The 17,272-nt window shown below is 71.4% G+C and carries 18 protein-coding genes and 1 tRNA gene; 8 read left to right on the forward strand and 11 right to left on the reverse strand.

Annotation, left to right across the window (positions count from 1 at the left end; all coding sequences use genetic code 11):
- Positions 1-7 precede the first annotated feature (7 nt).
- Entirely contained in the window at positions 8-1,201 is a 1,194-nt protein-coding gene (locus QM634_RS09555) for a low temperature requirement protein A (RefSeq protein WP_415042544.1), read from the reverse strand.
- A 99-nt stretch (positions 1,202-1,300) separates the two neighbouring features.
- Here QM634_RS09555 and QM634_RS09560 point away from each other — a divergent pair, with 99 nt between their 5' ends.
- Positions 1,301-3,391: a RecQ family ATP-dependent DNA helicase gene (locus QM634_RS09560; protein WP_415042545.1), complete on the forward strand. Its 2,091-nt coding sequence runs from the start codon at positions 1,301-1,303 to the stop codon at positions 3,389-3,391.
- Here QM634_RS09560 and QM634_RS09565 read toward each other — a convergent pair.
- The 5 genes from QM634_RS09565 to QM634_RS09585 all read right to left on the reverse strand — a co-directional run bounded on the left by QM634_RS09565 (position 3,388) and on the right by QM634_RS09585 (position 7,650).
- Positions 3,388-3,816: an HIT family protein gene (locus QM634_RS09565; protein ID WP_415042546.1), complete on the reverse strand. Its 429-nt coding sequence runs from the start codon at positions 3,814-3,816 to the stop codon at positions 3,388-3,390. The genes QM634_RS09560 and QM634_RS09565 overlap by 4 nt on opposite strands.
- Before the next feature lie 9 nt (positions 3,817-3,825).
- Positions 3,826-5,280: a sensor histidine kinase gene (locus QM634_RS09570; RefSeq protein WP_415042547.1), complete on the reverse strand. Its 1,455-nt coding sequence runs from the start codon at positions 5,278-5,280 to the stop codon at positions 3,826-3,828.
- Between the two features lie 6 nt (positions 5,281-5,286).
- On the reverse strand, positions 5,287-5,991 hold the full coding sequence (locus tag QM634_RS09575) for a response regulator transcription factor (RefSeq protein ID WP_415042549.1): 705 nt from the start codon (positions 5,989-5,991) through the stop codon (positions 5,287-5,289).
- A 74-nt stretch (positions 5,992-6,065) separates the two neighbouring features.
- Positions 6,066-7,259, reverse strand: a complete 1,194-nt coding sequence (locus tag QM634_RS09580; RefSeq protein ID WP_415042550.1) for a winged helix DNA-binding domain-containing protein — start codon at positions 7,257-7,259, stop codon at positions 6,066-6,068.
- A 1-nt stretch (position 7,260) separates the two neighbouring features.
- Complete coding sequence (locus QM634_RS09585) at positions 7,261-7,650, reverse strand: RidA family protein (RefSeq protein WP_415042551.1); 390 nt, start codon at positions 7,648-7,650, stop codon at positions 7,261-7,263.
- A 77-nt stretch (positions 7,651-7,727) separates the two neighbouring features.
- On the opposite strand from QM634_RS09585, the gene QM634_RS09590 reads away from it, so the two are divergent.
- The 5 genes from QM634_RS09590 (at position 7,728) to otsB (ending at position 10,816) form a co-directional block, all read left to right on the forward strand.
- The gene (locus tag QM634_RS09590; RefSeq protein WP_415042552.1) at positions 7,728-8,243 is read left to right on the forward strand and encodes a TrmH family RNA methyltransferase; all 516 of its coding nucleotides are present in this window, start codon (positions 7,728-7,730) and stop codon (positions 8,241-8,243) included.
- 31 nt (positions 8,244-8,274) lie between these two features.
- A tRNA-Thr gene (locus tag QM634_RS09595) sits at positions 8,275-8,349 on the forward strand.
- A gap of 97 nt (positions 8,350-8,446) precedes the next feature.
- Positions 8,447-8,608, forward strand: a complete 162-nt coding sequence (locus QM634_RS09600) for a hypothetical protein (RefSeq protein WP_415042553.1) — start codon at positions 8,447-8,449, stop codon at positions 8,606-8,608.
- A gap of 7 nt (positions 8,609-8,615) precedes the next feature.
- Positions 8,616-10,040 carry an alpha,alpha-trehalose-phosphate synthase (UDP-forming) gene (locus tag QM634_RS09605; protein ID WP_415042554.1) on the forward strand — a complete coding sequence of 475 codons (1,425 nt, stop codon included), beginning with the start codon at positions 8,616-8,618 and terminating at the stop codon, positions 10,038-10,040.
- A complete protein-coding gene (gene otsB / locus QM634_RS09610; protein ID WP_415042555.1) occupies positions 10,040-10,816 on the forward strand; it encodes a trehalose-phosphatase in 777 nt (258 codons plus the stop codon). The genes QM634_RS09605 and otsB overlap by 1 nt, the downstream gene beginning before the upstream one ends.
- Here otsB and QM634_RS09615 read toward each other — a convergent pair.
- A complete protein-coding gene (locus QM634_RS09615) occupies positions 10,813-11,943 on the reverse strand; it encodes an ROK family protein (RefSeq protein WP_415042556.1) in 1,131 nt (376 codons plus the stop codon). The two genes, otsB and QM634_RS09615, sit on opposite strands and share 4 nt — an antisense overlap.
- A gap of 102 nt (positions 11,944-12,045) precedes the next feature.
- On the opposite strand from QM634_RS09615, the gene QM634_RS09620 reads away from it, so the two are divergent.
- Positions 12,046-12,819 (forward strand): SDR family NAD(P)-dependent oxidoreductase, encoded by a 774-nt coding sequence (locus QM634_RS09620; protein ID WP_415042557.1) that lies wholly within the window; start codon positions 12,046-12,048, stop codon positions 12,817-12,819.
- 11 nt (positions 12,820-12,830) lie between these two features.
- Here the strand turns inward: QM634_RS09620 and QM634_RS09625 are convergent, their stop codons facing one another.
- From QM634_RS09625 to deoC, 3 genes are all read right to left on the reverse strand, one after another.
- Positions 12,831-14,156 (reverse strand): ammonium transporter, encoded by a 1,326-nt coding sequence (locus QM634_RS09625; RefSeq protein ID WP_415042558.1) that lies wholly within the window; start codon positions 14,154-14,156, stop codon positions 12,831-12,833.
- Between the two features lie 22 nt (positions 14,157-14,178).
- Positions 14,179-14,658 (reverse strand): SRPBCC family protein, encoded by a 480-nt coding sequence (locus QM634_RS09630; protein ID WP_415042559.1) that lies wholly within the window; start codon positions 14,656-14,658, stop codon positions 14,179-14,181.
- A gap of 100 nt (positions 14,659-14,758) precedes the next feature.
- Entirely contained in the window at positions 14,759-15,430 is a 672-nt protein-coding gene (gene deoC / locus QM634_RS09635) for a deoxyribose-phosphate aldolase (protein ID WP_415042560.1), read from the reverse strand.
- 26 nt (positions 15,431-15,456) lie between these two features.
- Between deoC and purU the strand changes: the two genes are divergently transcribed.
- Positions 15,457-16,341: a formyltetrahydrofolate deformylase gene (gene purU / locus QM634_RS09640; RefSeq protein ID WP_415042561.1), complete on the forward strand. Its 885-nt coding sequence runs from the start codon at positions 15,457-15,459 to the stop codon at positions 16,339-16,341.
- Positions 16,342-16,380: 39 nt separating this feature from the next.
- Here purU and QM634_RS09645 read toward each other — a convergent pair.
- Positions 16,381-17,272 (reverse strand): DUF2993 domain-containing protein (locus QM634_RS09645; protein WP_415042562.1); only part of this gene is annotated, 892 nt, incomplete at its 5' end.

The following is a 17,272-nucleotide window of genomic DNA, read 5'->3' on the forward strand; positions in this document are numbered from 1 at the left end:
GCCCAGCCTAATCGCAGATGATCTCGACCACGATGACCGGTAGGACGGGGGTCAGGCAGACCAGCACCAGGCACACGAGCAGCGGCGCACCGGCCGCCGCGAGTCCCAGCCCGGCGACGAGCGGGACGAGGGTCGCGGCGACGACGGGCACCTGCCAGCGGTGCGCACCGACCAGGTATCCGTTCATCGCGATCACGCCGAGGCAGAACACGGCCACCGGGACGGCGAGGGTCGCGACGACGGCGGTGTCGCCGATCCGGGTCTCGCCCTCGAGCCACAGCGCCGCCACGTGCAGGCCGGCGCCGACGGCCGCGCACGCCATGAACAGTGGCACGCTGCCGTAGCCGAATTCGAAGCAGCGCTGCGGTGCCTCGCGCAGCGCCTCCCCGTTGGGCATGAGGAAGTAGAGCCACCACATCGCGAACGTGACCCCCATCGCGGCGAGTCCGAGCACGGCGGTCTGGGTGCTCCAACCGGCCCGTTCGATGACCGCCTGCAGGAGCGCCACGGTCCCCACGACCCCCTCGCCGAGGGTGATCACCATGAGCGTCGCGTAGCGCTCGGCGATGTGCGCCGGGTTCCACGGCGTCGGCCGCACCCGCGTCTCGGCCAGCCACGGTCCGGCGATTTCGACGGCCGCGCACACCGCACAGGCGATGAGGGTGTCGCGCAGGTCGAGCGGCGCGACGACGATCCCCACCCAGCCGAGCTGGGCGATCAGCGTCGCGGCCGCGTAGGTCAGACAGGAGCGCCGGTTCTCCGGCGACTGCGCGGCGGCCCGCAACCACTGGCTGACCATGCCGACGCGCATGACGATGTAGCCGATCACCGGCACCGCCATGGCCGGGTGGTGACCGGCGTCGATCGACGCGAACACCCCGGGGATCCCGATGGCCATGATCGCGACGCCGATCATCTGCACCAGCACCAACAGACGGAACAGCCAGTCGTCGGTGTCGAAGGCCGAGGCGAACCAGGCGAAGTTGATCCAGGCCCAGATCGCGGCGAAGGTCATCAGCAGGTAGCCGGTGATCGCGGTGCGGTAGTGACCCTGCGCCAAGTAGTGCGCCAGCTGGGCCGACGCCACCGAGAACGCGACGACGAAGACCAGGTCGTAGAAGACCTCGAGGTTCGACCCGGCCCGATCCGACTCGGCGGGGTCGCGGCCGATCATCCGCTGCAGCTGTGATCGCAAAGGCACGACGATCACCGTAGCGGCCACCGATCCCCCGTGCGGACTTGTGGACAAGTGGTGCCGCGGGCACCGGGACCGCCGGCACCGGTGGCTACGCTCGACGCCATGGCACTCGACGCGGCGCAGCAGCAGACGGCGGACGGCGTCATCACGGCGCTCGCCGGACCCGGCGCACGGCTGCGCGAGGACCAGCTGTCCGCCGTCGAGAAGCTGGTGGAACCCGGTGCCCGGGTCCTGGTCGTGCAGGCGACCGGATGGGGCAAGTCGGCCGTCTACTGGGTCGCGACGGCACTGCGCCGGGCGGCCGGTGCCGGCCCCACCCTCGTCGTCTCCCCGCTGCTGGCGCTGATGCGCGACCAGGTGGAGGCGGCCGCCCGGGCCGGGTTGCGCGCGGCGACCATCAACTCGTCGAACTTCGACGAGTGGGGGGCCGTCGAGGAGGCGGTGCGCGCCGGTGAGGTCGACGTCCTCCTCGTCTCCCCCGAACGCCTGGCCAACCCCGGATTCGGCCGCCGGGTCCTCGACTCGCTGGCCGGCCCGGACAGTCCCGGGTTGGGCCTGCTGGTGATCGACGAGGCGCACGCCATCTCCGATTGGGGCCACGACTTCCGCCCCGACTACCGCCGGGTGGCCGACGTGCTGCGCGAGTTGCACCCGGACTCCCCCGTCCTGGCGACAACCGCGACCGCCAACGAGCGCGTGAGCGCCGACGTGGCCGCCCAGCTCGGCGACTCCACGACGGTGTTGCGCGGCCCGCTGGCCCGCAAGTCGCTGCATCTGGGCGTGCTCGACGGCCTGTCGCCGATCCAGCGCTACGCCTGGATCGCCGAGAACATCGACCGCCTGCCCGGGTCGGGGATCGTCTACGCGCTCACCATCGCCGACACCGACCGTCTCGTCACGGCGATCAGGGCGCTGAAGGGTGCGGACTACCCGGTCGCCGCCTACACCGGTCAACTGGACGCCGGACAGCGCGAGCGCCTCGAGGACGCGCTGCGCCGCAACGAGGTCAAAGCGCTGGTCGCGACGTCGGCACTGGGCATGGGCTACGACAAGCCCGACCTCGGATTCGTCGTCCATCTCGGCTCGCCGCCGTCGCCGGTGTCCTACTACCAGCAGGTCGGTCGTGCCGGTCGAGCCCTGGACGAGGCGGTGGTCATGTTGCTCGCCTCGGGCACCGACGACCGGATCTGGGAGTACTTCGCCACCGCGTCCATCCCCGACCCCAGGCAGATGACCACCCTGCTCGACGCCCTGCGCGACGAGTCCGAGCCGACCTCGGTGGTGCAGCTGGAGGCGGCGACCGGGCTGCGCCGCACCAAGATCGACCTGATGCTCAAGCAGCTCGCCGTCGATGGCGCCGCCGAGCGCGGCACCGAGGGCTGGTCCGCCACCGGCACGCCGTGGCAGTACGACGCGGCGCACTACGACGGCATCCTGGCCACCCGCCGCCGGGAGGCCGACATCATGCGCTCCTACGTGCGCGGCGAGAAGTGCCTGATGCAGCTGCTCACCGCCTCGCTCGACGATCCGCTGACCGAGCCGTGCCGGCGGTGCAGCGTCTGCCTGGGCTCGTTGCCCGACGGGCTGCCCGCCACCGTCGACGCCGAGTCGGTCCGCACGATCACCCGCGCACTGCGCGGTCGGGCCACCGTCCTCGAGCCGCGCAAGATGTGGCCGGGCGGGGCCTTCGGCACCCGCGGCCGCATCGCCCCCGATCAGATGGCCGAGCCGGGCCGGGTGCTGGCCCACGCCGATGCACCCGAATGGCAGGAGGTGTTGTCGGCCGCGCGCGGCGGGGATGCGCAGGCCCTGACCGAGCTCGCCGACGCGGCGGTCGAAACGCTGGGCCCGTGGGGCCGCGAATCCGGCATCCGCCCCGATCAGATCTGGTCGCTGCCGCTGACCGGGAGCAGCATCGCCGCCGACCTGGCCGACCGGCTGCGCCACATCGGGAAGCGCCCCGGCGGGGCGCTCACCGTCCGCCCGGGCGGACCGCCCGACGACACGAACTCCGCGGTCGAGGCCGCACACTGGCGAGACGCGGTCGACGTGCCCGCCGACCCGCCGTCGGGTGCGGTGCTGCTCGTCGTCGACGACACCCGGTCGGGGTGGCCGGTGACGATTGCCGCCGCCAAGCTCCGCGAGGCGGGCGCGTCAGCGGTGCTGCCGCTGGTCGTGCACCGCAGCGTCTAAGCGTCCGGGACGTTCGCGCCCAGGCCCATGTCGCGCAGGGTCGCGCGGATGGTCTCGGCCGCCCGGTCCAGGTCCGCCGGATCGGGGTCGGCCTCCGCGGCGGCGAAGGAGAAGTCCTCCAACTCGCGGGCCGGGAAGACGTGCAGGTGCAGGTGGGGCACCTCGAGTCCGGCGATGATCAGTCCGGCGCGCGGGGCGTCGAAGCCCTTCTTGACGGCCTGACCCATCGTGCGCGCGAGGTCGGTGAGGTGGCTGAAAAGGCCGGACTCCACGGCCTCCCAGTGGTCGACCTCCTCGATCGGCACCACCAGGACGTGCCCGTCGGTGAACGGGTTGATGGTGAGGAAGACGACGGCGCGGTCGTCGCGCCACACGAAGCGCCCCGGAAGGTCGCCGTTGATGATCATCGAGAAGACGGAAGCCATGACCACAGACTATTCGGCCGCGACGGGTTCGGCGGCGTCGACCGTGGGCAGATCGACCCAGAACGTCGCCCCCTCGCCGGGCTCCGAGTCGACGCCGACGCGTCCGCCGTGCGCGGCGACGAGCGCCGAGACGATCGACAGGCCCAGCCCGTTGCCGCCACCGGAGCTGCCGCGGTGGCGGGAGCTGTCGCCGCGGTAGAAGCGGTCGAACACCTGCGTGGTCTCGTCGGGCGTCAGGCCCGGGCCGGTGTCGGCGACCTCGATGCGCACCGCCTCGTCGGCCTCGGGGAGCACCCGGACGGTGATCGCGGCGGTCGGCGGTGTGTGGGCGACGGCGTTGTTGATGAGGTTGCGCACGACCTGCATCAGGCGCGGGTGGTCGCCGAGGACGACCGGCGTGGCGTCGGGCACCTGCAGCGCGATGTCGCGATCGGGAGCGGCCGCCCGGGCCGAGTGCACGGCCTCCACGACCAGGTCGTTGACCCGAACCGGGGCCTTTTCCACCGGACGGTCGGCGTCCAGGTGTGCCAGCATCAGCAGGTCCGAGACGAGCAGGCTCATCCGCGTGGCCTCGTCGTTGACGCGGCGGAAGGCGTCGTCGGCGTCGGTCACCGCACCCTGCTGGTACAGCTCGGCGAACCCCTTGATCGACGTCAACGGCGTGCGCAGCTCGTGACCGGCGTCGGCGACGAAGCGCCGCATCTTCTCCTCGGAGGCGCGCGCCTGCTGCTCGGAGGCCTCGGTCTTGTCGAAGGCGCGCTGGATCTGGCCGAGCATCGCGTTGAGCGACTCGGACAGGCTCCCGACCTCGGTGCCCGGCGGGGACTCGGGGACGCGCGCGTCGAGGTCGCCGCCGGCGATGGCGTGCGCGGTCTCCTCGACGCGCCGCAACGGCCGCAGACTGCCGCGGACGAGCAGGTAGCTGAGCAGGCCCATCACCGCGACGACGATCGCCCCGACGATGAGCTGCAGTTTGATCAGGCGCGACATCGTGCGGTCGAGCATCGTCAGCGGCATCGCCACGATCGACTCGCCCTGCGGGTTGCTCGCCTTCACCACGCGCCATTCGGGTCCACCCGGGTCGACCGAGGGGACGGTCACCGGTCCGAAGTGTTCGGCGGCGTTGTCCTCGACCATCGAGACGTCCGGCTCCGACCCCGAGTCGTTGTTGCGCACCATCACCCCGTCGCCGAGGGCGACGCGGACGTAGTAGTTCGACGGGGGCCGGCGCGCGTCGTTGGGGCGGGGCAGCTCGTCGGGCGACTGCGGCGGGGTGCGGCGCATCTCCTCGGGCTGGCGGGGTCGCGCCCAGGTGCGGACCGCCCGCTCGAGTTGCTCGTCGACGCGGTGGCGCATGTCGTCGCGCATCGCCTGGCTGACCAGCACACCGGACACGGCGAGGCCGGCCAGGACCAGGATGGTCGAGAGGACGACCAGGGAGACGCGGAGCGGGATACGGGACACGAAGCCCTACCGGGGTTCGCGCATGACGTACCCGACGCCGCGCAACGTGTGGATCAGGCGCTTGTCGCCGGTGTCGACCTTGCGACGCAGGTAGGAGACGTAGGACTCGACGACGTTGACGTCGCCGCCGAAGTCGTAGTTCCAGACGTGGTCGAGGATGCGCGGCTTGGACAGCACGGTGCCGGCGTTGACCATGAAGTACCGCAGCAGGGTGAACTCGGTCGGCGACAGCGACACCAGTTCGCCGTTCTTCCACACCTCGTGGGTCTCGTCGTCGAGCTCGATGTCGGAGAACACGATGCGGGTGGTGCGCTCGGCGGAGTCGACGAAGCCCGAGCGGCGCAGCATCACCTCGAGGCGGGCCACGACCTCTTCGAGGCTGAACGGCTTGGTCACGTAGTCGTCGCCGCCGATGGTCAGGCCGTTGACCTTGTCGGCGACCGAGTCCCGCGCCGACAGGAACAGGGCCGGCGCCTCGATGCCGTCGTCGCGCAGGCGCTTGAGCAGGCCGAAGCCGTCCATGCCGGGCATCATGACGTCCAGGACCAGCAGATCCGGGCGGGTCGTCCGGCAGATGTCGATCGCCTCGGGCCCGTTCGCCGCGGTCAGGACCTCATAGCCCTGGAACTTCAACGACACGCTGAGCAGTTCGCGGATGTTCTCCTCGTCGTCGACGACGAGCACACGGGCGTCCTTCGTTGCTGCTGTCATGGACCCAGTGTGGCCCGTCGTTACGCGCCCCGCCTGCGAATCAGCTGTGAGACGCCTGTGAGCGTGATCCGGGCCTAGCCGGTGCCGGCGGACTTCTGCAGCGGCCCGAGGTAGACACCGCGCGGGATCGGCGCCGGCGCGCACCAGGCCGCGAGCTGCTCGCCGCGTTCACGCAGGGCGCGCTCCACCCGGGCGGGCACCTTCTCGCACAGCACGAGGTCGATCCCGCCGCCGTCGGCGCAGGGGCGCCAGCCGCCGACGGCCCGCCCGGCCCACCAGGCGGTCGATCCGCCGTTGCCGTTGCGGTCGAACAGCTGTTTCTCCAGATCGGCGAGGTAGAAGGCGCGCTCCTTGTGCCCCATGGTCGTCGGGTCGAGTTCGGGGAGCAGCGCGACGCCGTCCGGTTCGGGTTCGTCGGCGTCGACGTCCTCGGGCAGCACGTACCCGACCTGCCCGTCGTCGAGGTCGACCTCGACGGCGCCGATGGCGGCCAGGGCGCGGCGCACGGCGGCCTTGGTGGAGCCGAGCCACCACACGATGTCGGTCTCGGTGCCGGGACCGTAGACGGCGAGCCAGCGCCGTATCAGGCCGGCGTGCCCCTCGTCGACGTCGAGTCCGGCGGGCTCGCGGCGCAGCCAGCGGTCCATCGGCTCCCAGGTGATCCGCGAGGTGTACCAGGGGCCATCGTCGGGGCCGCGGACGATCCGGCCCGACGCCGCCAGGTAGTTCAGGACGCGCGCGCCCATCTGCAGCGGGCCGCCCCACGACGACTCCGGCGGCTCGCCGATCGGCGTGCCCAGGATCGGCACCGCCTCGCGCAGCTGTGCCGTCGTCATCGGGCCGCCGGCGGCCAGCGCCGTCAGCGCGGCGGCGCAGGCCTCCTCGATCCACCCTTCGGGATCGGCGACGTCCGGGCTCCGACGCAGGTCGCGGAGCATGTTGGTGCGCTCGGACGCCGCGACCCGGTCGCTGACGGCGCCGAGCACCTCGTCCAGGACCGGGTGCGAGGTGACGAACAGGGTGCGCCGCATGCCGAGGTGTTTGACGACGTCACGGTCGGCGTAGAGGGCGGCATCGACGTCGGCGATGGACAGGTGCGGCGACCGTGCCCACGTCGACAGGTAGACCGTCGACGCGGTGGTCGCGTGCAGCGCCACGAGCGCATCGGCCACAGCGCTGACGTCAGCGGGCCCGCTGCGGTCGAGGTGCTGGCGTCGCCACTGCCGGGCGCGGCGCTGCTCGTCGGTGATGCGCGGTCGGGTCGGCACGTCAGGGTGCGGCGACGGCTTCAATCTCGACGACCTGGTCGTCGAGCGGGAGGGCGGTCACGCCCACGACGCTGGTCGGCGGGACGTCACCGCCGAAGAACTCGACGACCGCGTCCCACGCCACCGTCAGGTCGACCTTCATCTCCCCGTCGACGTGCACCGTCAGCTTCGCGATGTCCTTGAGTCCCGCGCCGCGCTCGGTCAGCACCTTCTCCAGCACCGACAGGCACTGCTTGGTCTGTCCGACGACGTCGCCGGGAGGGGTCACCGCGCCGTCGGCGTCGAGCGGGGCGATGCCCCCGGTGAACACCGTCACCCCCGCCGCCACCGTCGCGCTGTGCGGGAAGCCCTGGTCGGGCAGGGACTCGGAGCGATCTCGTCGTACGGCCATGGGTCGAGTCTATGGCAGGTCGGTAGACTCCTCGTCATGTCACGCATCGAAAGGGGCCGTGCGCCTCACCCCGCCTGATGTCTCGGGCGCGCGTCCGCACACCGGACGAACTCCGCCGCTCCCGACGTTCTCGATCCCATTCCTGTTGGGGTCATCTGATCCTCGCCCCGCTCTGGGCCCAACACGGCGCCAACCTCGGCACGCTGCTGCGCACCTGTGACGCCGTCGGCGCCTGCCTCGCGGTGCCGCCGCACGACTGGGTGCCCGAGGCGCTGCGCCGCGGCAACACCGTGCCCGGTCGCTCGTGCGTGCACCGCACCGGCAACCCGCGGCGATGGTTGGAGCGCGAGCACGAGAAGGGCAGTCACATCGTCGGCGTCGAGCTCGCCGAGGGCGCGATCCGCCTGGCCGACCTCGAGCCCGCCCGACGGCGGACGGTCGTGGTCCTGGGTCATGAGCGGACCGGGATCCCCGACGAGTACCTCGACATCCTCGACGACGTCGTCGAGATCCCGATGATCGGGCGCGGCGCGAGTCTCAACGTCGCCGTCGCCGGGTCGTTGGTCGCCTACAAGCTGGCCGGACTGCTGTGACGCGCTGCTACCCTTTCATGCGCACAAACATGCCTCCCTAGCTCAGTGGTAGAGCAACGCTCTTGTAAAGCGTAGGTCGTCGGTTCAATCCCGACGGGGGGCTCCACACGCAGCGGGACTCCCCGTCGAGCCCGGCACGCCACGACGGTGTGCGGTGGGTAGAATCGGGGCGAGCACCGCCGATACGACCCAAGAGGACGATCATGCCCCCGAAGACCGCCGATCTCAGCGACGACGAGCTGGAGCCCGTGGCCGACGAGACCGCCACGTCGGCCCGCCGCGTCGTCGCCGCGTACGCGACCGACGCCGACGAGTGCCGCATGCTGCTCGCGATGCTGGGAATCGCACCGGGCGACTCCGTCTGACCTCCCCATGACCGCCTCATCGCAAGCCGAATTCGTGGTGGTCGCCAATCGACTGCCGGTCGACAAAGAGGTCCTGCCCGACGGCACCGCGCGGTGGAAGCGCAGCCCCGGCGGCCTGGTCACCGCGCTCGAACCCATCCTGCGCAGCCACACCGGCGCCTGGGTCGGCTGGTCCGGGGTCCCCGACTCCGACGACAACCCCGACATCGACGGCCTGCAGATCCGCGCGGTCCCGCTGAGCAGCGAAGAGATCGCCGACTACTACGAGGGCTTCTCCAACGGCTCGCTGTGGCCGCTGTACCACGACGTCATCGCCAAGCCCGAGTACCACCGCGAGTGGTGGAACGCCTACGTCACCGTCAACGAACGGTTCGCCAAGGCCACCGCCGAGGTCGCCGGCCCGGGCGCACTCGTGTGGATCCAGGACTACCAGCTCCAGCTCGTGCCCAAGATGCTGCGCGAGCTGCGCCCCGACCTCAAGATCGGCTTCTTCCTGCACATCCCGTTCCCGCCGGTGGAGCTGTTCATGCAGCTGCCCTGGCGCAAGGAGATCGTCGACGGGCTGCTCGGCTCCGATCTCATCGGCTTCCACCTGCCCGACGGCGCGGAGAACTTCCTCTACCTGGCCAACCGCCTCGGCGGCCACGACGCGTCGCGCCGCTCGGTGGGCGTGCGCTCCCGCTTCGGGTCGGTGCAGGTCGACGGTCGCACGGTGAAGGTCGGCGCCTTCCCCATCTCCATCGCCTCCGGCGAGATCGACGCCGCGTCGAAGTCCCGCGCGATCCGCAAGCGCGCGAAGGAGATCCGCAAGGAGCTCGGCAACCCGACGACGATCCTGCTCGGCGTCGACCGCCTCGACTACACCAAGGGCATCGACGTCCGGCTCAAAGCGGTCTCCGAACTGCTCGCCGAGCACCGCCTCGACCCGCACGAGACCGTCATGGTCCAGCTGGCCACCCCCAGCCGCGAGCGCGTCGAGTCGTATGTGGCGATGCGCTCGGAGATCGAGCAGCTCGTCGGCAACATCAACGGCAACTTCGCCGAGGTCGGCCAACCGGTCGTCCAGTACCTGAACCGGCCGATCCCCCGCGACGAGCTGCTGGCCTTCTTCGTCGCCGCCGACGTCATGCTCGTCACGCCGCTGCGCGACGGCATGAACCTGGTCGCCAAGGAGTACGTGGCCTGCCGCAGCGACCTGGGCGGCGCCCTCGTGCTGTCGGAGTTCACCGGTGCGGCCGCCGAACTCAAGCAGGCCTACCAGGCCAACCCCTACGACATGGAGGGCGTCAAGGACGCCATCGAGTCGGCGGTGAAGGCCCCGACGCAGGACAACCGGGCACGGATGCGCGCGCTGCGCCGCCAGGTGCTGACCCACGACGTGGAGAAGTGGGCGAAGAGCTTCCTGGACACGCTGCAGGACACCACCGACTGATGGTCGGGCTCCGGGCCGACCTGGTCGCCGCACTGCAATCGTTCGCGGCGGTGCCGAGAATCGTCGTCGCCTCCGACTTCGACGGCTGCCTCGCGCCGATCGTGTCCCACCCCGCCGACGCCCGACCCGACCCGGCGGCCGTGGCCGCCCTCGTCGAACTGGCGGCCTTGCGAGACACCACCGTCGCCATCGTGTCCGGCCGCGCCCGCGCCGACCTCGCCTCCCTCGCCGCCCTGCCCGACTCGTCGGTCACCCTGATCGGCAGCCACGGCAGCGAGTTCGACGACGGCTTCACCTCCCCCGTCACCGACGAGCAGCGCGCACTGCTGGCCACCGTCACCGACGAGCTGTCCGCGATCTCGGCGCGCTTCCCGGGGACGATGGTCGAGACCAAGCCGGCCAGCTCGGTCCTGCACGTGCGCAACGCCGCCGACGCCGAGTCCGCCGAGCGGGCACTCGACCAGGCCCGCCGGGGCCCGGCCACCCACGCGGGGGTGCACGCCACCGAGGGCAAGGCCGTCCTGGAACTGGCGGTGATCGACACCGGCAAGGGCCACGCCCTGGACCTCCTGCGCGAACGCGGCGGCGCCGAGGCGGTCTGCTATCTCGGCGACGACGTCACCGACGAGAACGCCTTCCGCCACCTCACCGGACCCGGGGACGTCGGCATCAAGGTGGGCGACGGCGACACCGTCGCCGGCCACCGGATCGCCGGGCCGGAACTGGTCGGCGCGGTGCTGCGCACGATCCTCGTCGAGCGGTCGACGGCGCTCTAACCGGTCATCGCGACCAGTGGGTCGGCGTAGAGCACCGACAGTGCGACGACGACCGCGGCCGCCTCCTGCACCCCGAGTCCGAACCGGGTCGGAGTCAGCTCCAAACGGTGCGGCAGGTGCCGGGCCGCGTCGAAGGCCGCCTGCACCGGTGCCAGACCGCGCGGATGATCGGCGAAGGCGTCACCGGCGACGATGATCGTGTCCGGGTTGACCGCGTCGCCGATGGCGGCGATGGCCTCTCCCAGCGCGCGGGCCCGCTCGTCCAGCAGCGCCGGCGAGGACGGGGAGAACCCGGTGCGCTCGGCCGCCGCGGCGAGGGCGGCGCTGCCGATCACCTGCTGCAGTCCGACCGGACCCGGTTCGTCGGCGAACCTCGGCGCCTGCACGGGGATGTGCGCGACGGTGCCCGCCCCGGTGCTCGGCACGTGCACGTGACCGTCGAGCGTCAACGCCATGCCCACGGTCTCGCGCGCGTACCAGTACATCGACGAGCGACCGGCCTCGCGCGAGGGAGCCAGGACGAGCTCGGCCGCGGCCATGGCCTGGACGTGCTCGCACACCGAGACCGGCAGCCCGAGGACCTCCTGCACGATCTTCCCGACCGGAGCGCCGCGCCAGCCGCGGACCGGGTGGTCGACGGTGCCGGTGGTCTCGTCGACGTCGCCGCCGACCGCGACGCCGGCCCACAGGAACCGCCGTCCGGAGAAGCGGGCGACCAGCTCGGCCAATGCGTGCGCGAGTTCCCCGACGGCGTCGGCGGCCTCGCCCGCCGGGGTCAGCACGGCGTGGCTGTACAGGGCCCGCCCGGAGAGGTCGGCGACGGCCAGCAGGGTGCGCCGCGCACCGATGTGCATCGCGGCGACGGCGAGTCCGTCGCGGTTGAGGGTCAGCGGGACCTTGGGCCGCCCGATCCCGCCGGCATCGACGAGGTCGGGCCGCTCGACGACGAGCCCGGCGTCGATCAGCGCGTGGACCTGGCGGTTCACCGTCGCGGAGGACAATTCCGCGCTGTCGGCGAGGAGGTCGCGGGTCACCGGACCGCCGACGCGCACCCGCGCGAAGACCACGGCGGCGGGCGAGGTGCCCACCCGCAGCGCGGCCGGCACCACTGCGGCACTCGGACCCATGGGGCCGAACCTATCAGTCCGACGGACCGCCGGCGGGCATCCGATCGCGACGATCGGAACACCGACTTGCGCCCGGGTCGCGTCATGGCATAGACCGAGAGCATGACCGCACCCCGTGACCCCGGCACTGTTCCCACCACCGACGGCCGACGCGTCGCCGTCGTCACGGGGGCGAGTTCGGGCATCGGCGAGGCGACCGCGCGGGCCCTGGCGGCCGACGGCTACCTCGTCGTCGTGGGCGCGCGGCGCCTCGACCGCATCACCGCGCTCGCCGAGGACATCGGCGGCATCGGACGCGCCCTCGACGTCACCGACCCGGACTCGATCGCCGCCTTCGTCGACGGTCTCGACCGGGTCGACGTGCTGGTGAACAACGCCGGTGGCGCCAAGGGGTTGGCGCCGGTGGGCGAGGCGGTCGAGGACGACTGGCGGTGGATGTGGGAGACCAACGTCATCGGCACTATGCGGATGACCAGGGCCCTGCTCCCCGCGTTGGAGGCCTCCGGCGACGGCCTCATCGTCACCGTCACCTCGATCGCCGCGCTCGAGCCCTACGACAACGGTGCGGGCTACACCTCGGCCAAGCACGCCCAGGGAGTCGTGCACCGGACGCTGCGGCTGGAGTTGTTGGGCAAACCGATCCGGCTCACCGAGGTGTGCCCGGGGATGGTCGAGACCGAGTTCTCGGTCGTCCGCTTCGACGGCGACCAGGAGAAGGCCGCCGCGGTGTACGCGGGATTGACGCCGCTGGTGGCGCAGGACGTCGCCGAGGTGATCGCCTTCGCCGCCTCACGGCCGCCGCATGTGAACCTCGACCAGATCGTCGTCAAGCCGCGCGACCAGGCGTCGGCGCGGCGCAACATCAAGACGGGGTAGCGCGCACGCCCTCATCGGCCCAGCCGGTCCGAGACGCCGCGTCCCCGGTCGACGTGGAAGTCGTAGGCGGACTCGGCGTGCAAGACGTCGTCGAGGCCGTCGGCCTCGTGCTGCGGATCGGCGCGCAGCCCGATCGTTCGATCGAGGACGACGGCGATGATCGCGGTCACCACCATCGCGTACCCGCCGACGGCCAGCACCGCCACCGCCTGGCGCCACATCTGGTCCAGACCCCCGCCGTAGAGCAGGCCCCGCACGCCGGTCGGAGTGTTCCCGCTGGCCACCAGGCCGATCATCAGCGTGCCGACCAGTCCGGACACCAGGTGCACTCCCACCACGTCGAGGGAGTCGTCGTAGCGCCAGCGGAACTTGAGTTCAATCGCGTAGGAACTCGCGACACCGGCGACGGCGCCCACGGCGAGCGCCCCGATCGGGGACACCGAGCCACACGCCGGGGTGATGGCGACCAGCCCGGCCACCACACCCGACGCCGCACCGAAGGACGTCGGCTTGCCGTTGCGCACCTGCTCGACCACCAGCCACGACACCATCGCGGCCGCCCCCGATCCCAGGGTGTTGGCGGCGATGAGAGCGGCCGACTCGTCGGCGGCCAGCGCGGACCCGGCGTTGAAGCCGAACCACCCGAACCAGAGCAGTCCGGCGCCGAGCATGACGAACGGAAGGTTGTGGGGCCGCATCGGGTCGCGCGGCCAGCCGAGACGACGTCCGAGGATCAACGCCATCACGAGCGCCGAGGCACCCGAGTTGATCTCGACGGCGGTTCCCCCCGCGTAGTCGATGGCGTGCAGCCGGTCGACGATCCACCCGCCGTGCGAAGCGCCCGTCAACGACTTGGCTGCGAACACCCAGTGCGCGACCGGGATGTAGACGAGCGTGAACCACGCGCCGGCGAAGGCCAGCCACGACGCGAACTTCATGCGATCGGCCACGGCACCGGCGATCAGCGCGACCGTCACCATCGCGAACCCGGCTTGAAAGGCCACGAACAGGATCGCCGGCACGTGCTGCACCAGCGGCGAGGCTCCGTCCTTGCCGAAGCCGCCGAACAGGTGGCGCAGACCGAGGTGGGTCCCCGGGTCGCCGATCAGGCCGCCTTTGTCCGGCCCGAATGCCGCCGAGTAGCCGAAGACGACCCAGATGACCCACACCACCGGGATGGCGGTCAGACACATCATCATCATGTTCAGCACGGTCTTGCTGCGCACCATGCCGCCGTAGAAGAGCGCCAGCCCCGGCGTCATCAACAGCACCAGGGCGAAAGCCACCAGCAGCCAGGCGGTGTCGGCGCCGTCGGGGTGGCCGAGGATCGGATTCATCTCGCGAGGGTAGCGGGCCGGATCAGCTGCGACGCGGAGCCGGGGTGTGCTTGGCGCCGCCGGCGATCTGCTCGGCGCGCGCCTTGAGGGCCGCGGCCATGTCGTCGAACCCGCGGCGCAGGCCCTTTCCCATGAGCCCGGAGACGACCGGGGACAGCGGGCCCGCGATCTCGAAGTGCGAGGTGTAATGACAGGTCCCCGACCCGGACGGCGCGACCGTCTGCTCGCGGACGCTGTGCAGCAGTCCCATCGGCGCCGGCTTCATCGAGTAGCTGAAGAAGCGGCCCGGGTCGACGGCGTTGACATATTCGCGCTGGCGGCGCAGCTTGTCACCACCGCCCAGTCGCACCGACATGTCGATCGGCGCGCCGGGCTGCAGGGTGCTGGACGCCCGCGGCACGAAGGGGTTCCACTCCCCGTAGGAGTCGAAGTCGGTCAGGACCGCCCACACGGTCGCCGCCGGGGCGGCGATCTCCAGCGAGTGGTCGAGTACGAAGCTCACCCGTCAAGCCTAGCCGCGCTCCCCCGCCGAGCGTGCCCAGAATCTCGCCGAGCGTGCCCAGATTTCCGCCGACCGTGCCCAGAACTTCGCCGACCGTGCCCTAGAAGCCGGCGAGGACCGCTGCGGTCTGCGACAGTCCGAGTCGGGTCGCGCCCGCGTCGATCAGTTCGGCGGCGAAGCCCGCGTCGCGGATGCCACCGCTGGCCTTGACGCCGACCCGATCGCCGACGGCCTCGGCCATCAACCGCACGGCGTCGACGCTCGCACCCCCGGCCGGGTGGAAGCCGGTGGAGGTCTTCACCATGCCGGCACCGCCGGCGACCGCGTGCCGGCACACGTCCTGCAGCAGGTCCGGACCGCCGCGCTCGAGCAGCACCGCGGACTCGACGATCACCTTGAGCAGCGCCTCACCGTCGATCGCCTGCGCGACCGTCACGACGTCGGCGAACACCTCCTCGAGCCGTCCGTCGACGGCCGCCCCGATGTCGATGACCATGTCGACCTCCTGCGCCCCTTGGTCGACGGCCATCTTCGCCTCGGCCGCCTTCACCAGCGAGTGGTGTTTGCCCGACGGGAACCCGGCGACCACGGCAAGCTTCTGCTCGCCGGTGTCCACGGGCAGCGTCGACGGCGACAGGCAGACCGCGTAGACGCCCAATTCGGCGGCCTCGTCGACGGTCCGCCGCACGTCGGCGCGCGTCGCCTCCGGCGCGAGCAGCGTGTGGTCGACCATGCGCGCGACCTGCTCGCGGGTGAGTCCGTGTTCGCTCATGGTCGACAGCTTGACACACTGAAGGGGTGAGTCCCGACACCGCTGCCGCCGACCGCCGCTTCACCCTGACGCTGGGGTGCCCCGACGAGACGGGCATCGTCGCGCGCATCGCCGGCTTCCTCGCCGACGCCGGTGCCTGGATCACCGAGGCCGCCTACCACTCGGACGCGGACTCGAACTGGTTCTTCACCCGCCAAGCGGTGCGGGCCGATTCGGTGGACTGCGGCATCGACGAGTTGCGCCGACGGTTCGCCGCCCTCGCGCACGAGCGCTTCCACCCCGACACCGAGTGGCGTCTCACGGACTCGGCGGCGCGGAAGAAGATCGTGCTGCTGGTCAGCAAGGACAGCCACTGCCTGATCGACCTGTTGGGCCGCGCCCAGCGCGGTGAGCTGCCCGGCGACATCGTCGCCGTCATCGGCAACCACGAGTCGTTGGGCCCGCTGACCGAGAGCCTGGGCGTTCCCTTCCACCTCGTCCCCTTCGACGACGGCGCCAAGGACGCGGCGTTCGAGCGGGTCGCGTCGCTCGTCGACGAGCACGACCCCGATGCCATCGTGCTGGCCCGCTTCATGCAGATCCTGCCGGCGGACCTGTGCGAGCGCTGGACCGGCCGCGCCCTCAACATCCACCACAGCTTTCTGCCGAGCTTCGTCGGCGCGCGCCCGTACCACCAGGCCTTCGCGCGCGGTGTGAAGCTGATCGGCGCGACCTGCCACTACGTGACCGCCGAACTCGACGCCGGTCCGATCATCGAGCAAGACGTCATCCGCGTCGACCACGGGGACAACGTCGCCGACATGGTGCGGCAGGGCCGCGACATCGAGACGATGGTGCTCGCCCGCGGCGTGCGCTGGCACCTCGAGGACCGGGTGTTGGTCCACGGTCGCAAGACCGTGGTGTTCGACTGAGCCACGGTCGCAAGACCGTGGTGTTCGACTGACCGGCGACTACCCCGAGACGGCGGTCGTCACGTCGCTGCAATCGCCGCGCGGACGGATGAGGTTCTCGTCGACGGTGATGTTCTGACCGTCGACGGCGAAGGCGATGCCGTCACCGGTGGCCTCCAGCTTGGTCAGCCGCAGCTTGCTCAGCGCCGGGCCGAGCGTCGCGGTCGTCACGTCGTCGACGACGCCCTGGGCGAACTCCGGCGGGATGCCGATCATCAGGGCGCTGGCCTTGACGACCTCGAAGTGGGCCTTGCCGTCGCGCACCGACGGGCGGATGGTGACCGTGGCGGGCACCGGGATGATCACCGCGGTCACCGTGGCGGTGACGTCGAAGGTGCCGTCGCCGTTGCCGCGGACCTGCTCGATCTGACCGGGGGCGCCCTGCGGGGTGTTCAGCATGCCGCCGCCCCCGCCCTGCGCGCTGCGGACGATCTGGTCGTAGGGCACCGTGCCCGAGCCGTCGATCTTGTCGATGGTCGACTTGTCGCCGCTGCTGCGGATGTCCTCGACCTTCAGCTTGAGGCTGCCATTCGCGTCCCCGCCGGAGGCGTCGACGTGGACGAAGGGGATCTCCTTGCTCATCGCCTGCAGCAGCATCGGCCGGCCGGACAGGTGCACGGTCGTCGGCGCGCCGGTGAGCGAGCCGAAGGCGTTGGCCAGGCAGCTGGTCACCTGGTGACGCAGGTACCACTCGGACCCGCCCAACCCGACGAGGCCGAGGACCAGGGCCACGACGACGCCGAGGCCGACCCATCGCTTCCTGCTCCACCGCGACGTCGTCGACGGCGCCGATCGGGGCACGGCCGCGGGGCGCCGGGATTCGCCCGCGGGCTGCGGCGTGGGGCGCTCGGACACCGGCGCGGTCGGCTGGGGCGGCGCAGAGCCGTCGGCC

It is taken from the genome of Gordonia sp. (in: high G+C Gram-positive bacteria) (assembly GCF_047606305.1).
GTDB lineage: Bacteria > Actinomycetota > Actinomycetes > Mycobacteriales > Mycobacteriaceae > Gordonia.

Bases quoted from the DNA above. Each gene is read 5' to 3' on its own strand.
- QM634_RS09560 (WP_415042545.1), top strand. From the start codon at position 1,301: ATGGCACTCGACGCGGCGCAGCAGCAGACGGCGGACGGCGTCATCACG.
- QM634_RS09565 (WP_415042546.1), bottom strand. From the start codon at position 3,816: ATGGCTTCCGTCTTCTCGATGATCATCAACGGCGACCTTCCGGGGCGC.
- QM634_RS09575 (WP_415042549.1), bottom strand. From the start codon at position 5,991: ATGACAGCAGCAACGAAGGACGCCCGTGTGCTCGTCGTCGACGACGAG.
- QM634_RS09585 (WP_415042551.1), bottom strand. From the start codon at position 7,650: ATGGCCGTACGACGAGATCGCTCCGAGTCCCTGCCCGACCAGGGCTTC.
- QM634_RS09590 (WP_415042552.1), top strand. From the start codon at position 7,728: ATGTCTCGGGCGCGCGTCCGCACACCGGACGAACTCCGCCGCTCCCGA.
- QM634_RS09600 (WP_415042553.1), top strand. From the start codon at position 8,447: ATGCCCCCGAAGACCGCCGATCTCAGCGACGACGAGCTGGAGCCCGTG.
- QM634_RS09605 (WP_415042554.1), top strand. From the start codon at position 8,616: ATGACCGCCTCATCGCAAGCCGAATTCGTGGTGGTCGCCAATCGACTG.
- otsB (WP_415042555.1), top strand. From the start codon at position 10,040: ATGGTCGGGCTCCGGGCCGACCTGGTCGCCGCACTGCAATCGTTCGCG.
- QM634_RS09615 (WP_415042556.1), bottom strand. From the start codon at position 11,943: ATGGGTCCGAGTGCCGCAGTGGTGCCGGCCGCGCTGCGGGTGGGCACC.
- QM634_RS09620 (WP_415042557.1), top strand. From the start codon at position 12,046: ATGACCGCACCCCGTGACCCCGGCACTGTTCCCACCACCGACGGCCGA.
- QM634_RS09625 (WP_415042558.1), bottom strand. From the start codon at position 14,156: ATGAATCCGATCCTCGGCCACCCCGACGGCGCCGACACCGCCTGGCTG.
- deoC (WP_415042560.1), bottom strand. From the start codon at position 15,430: ATGAGCGAACACGGACTCACCCGCGAGCAGGTCGCGCGCATGGTCGAC.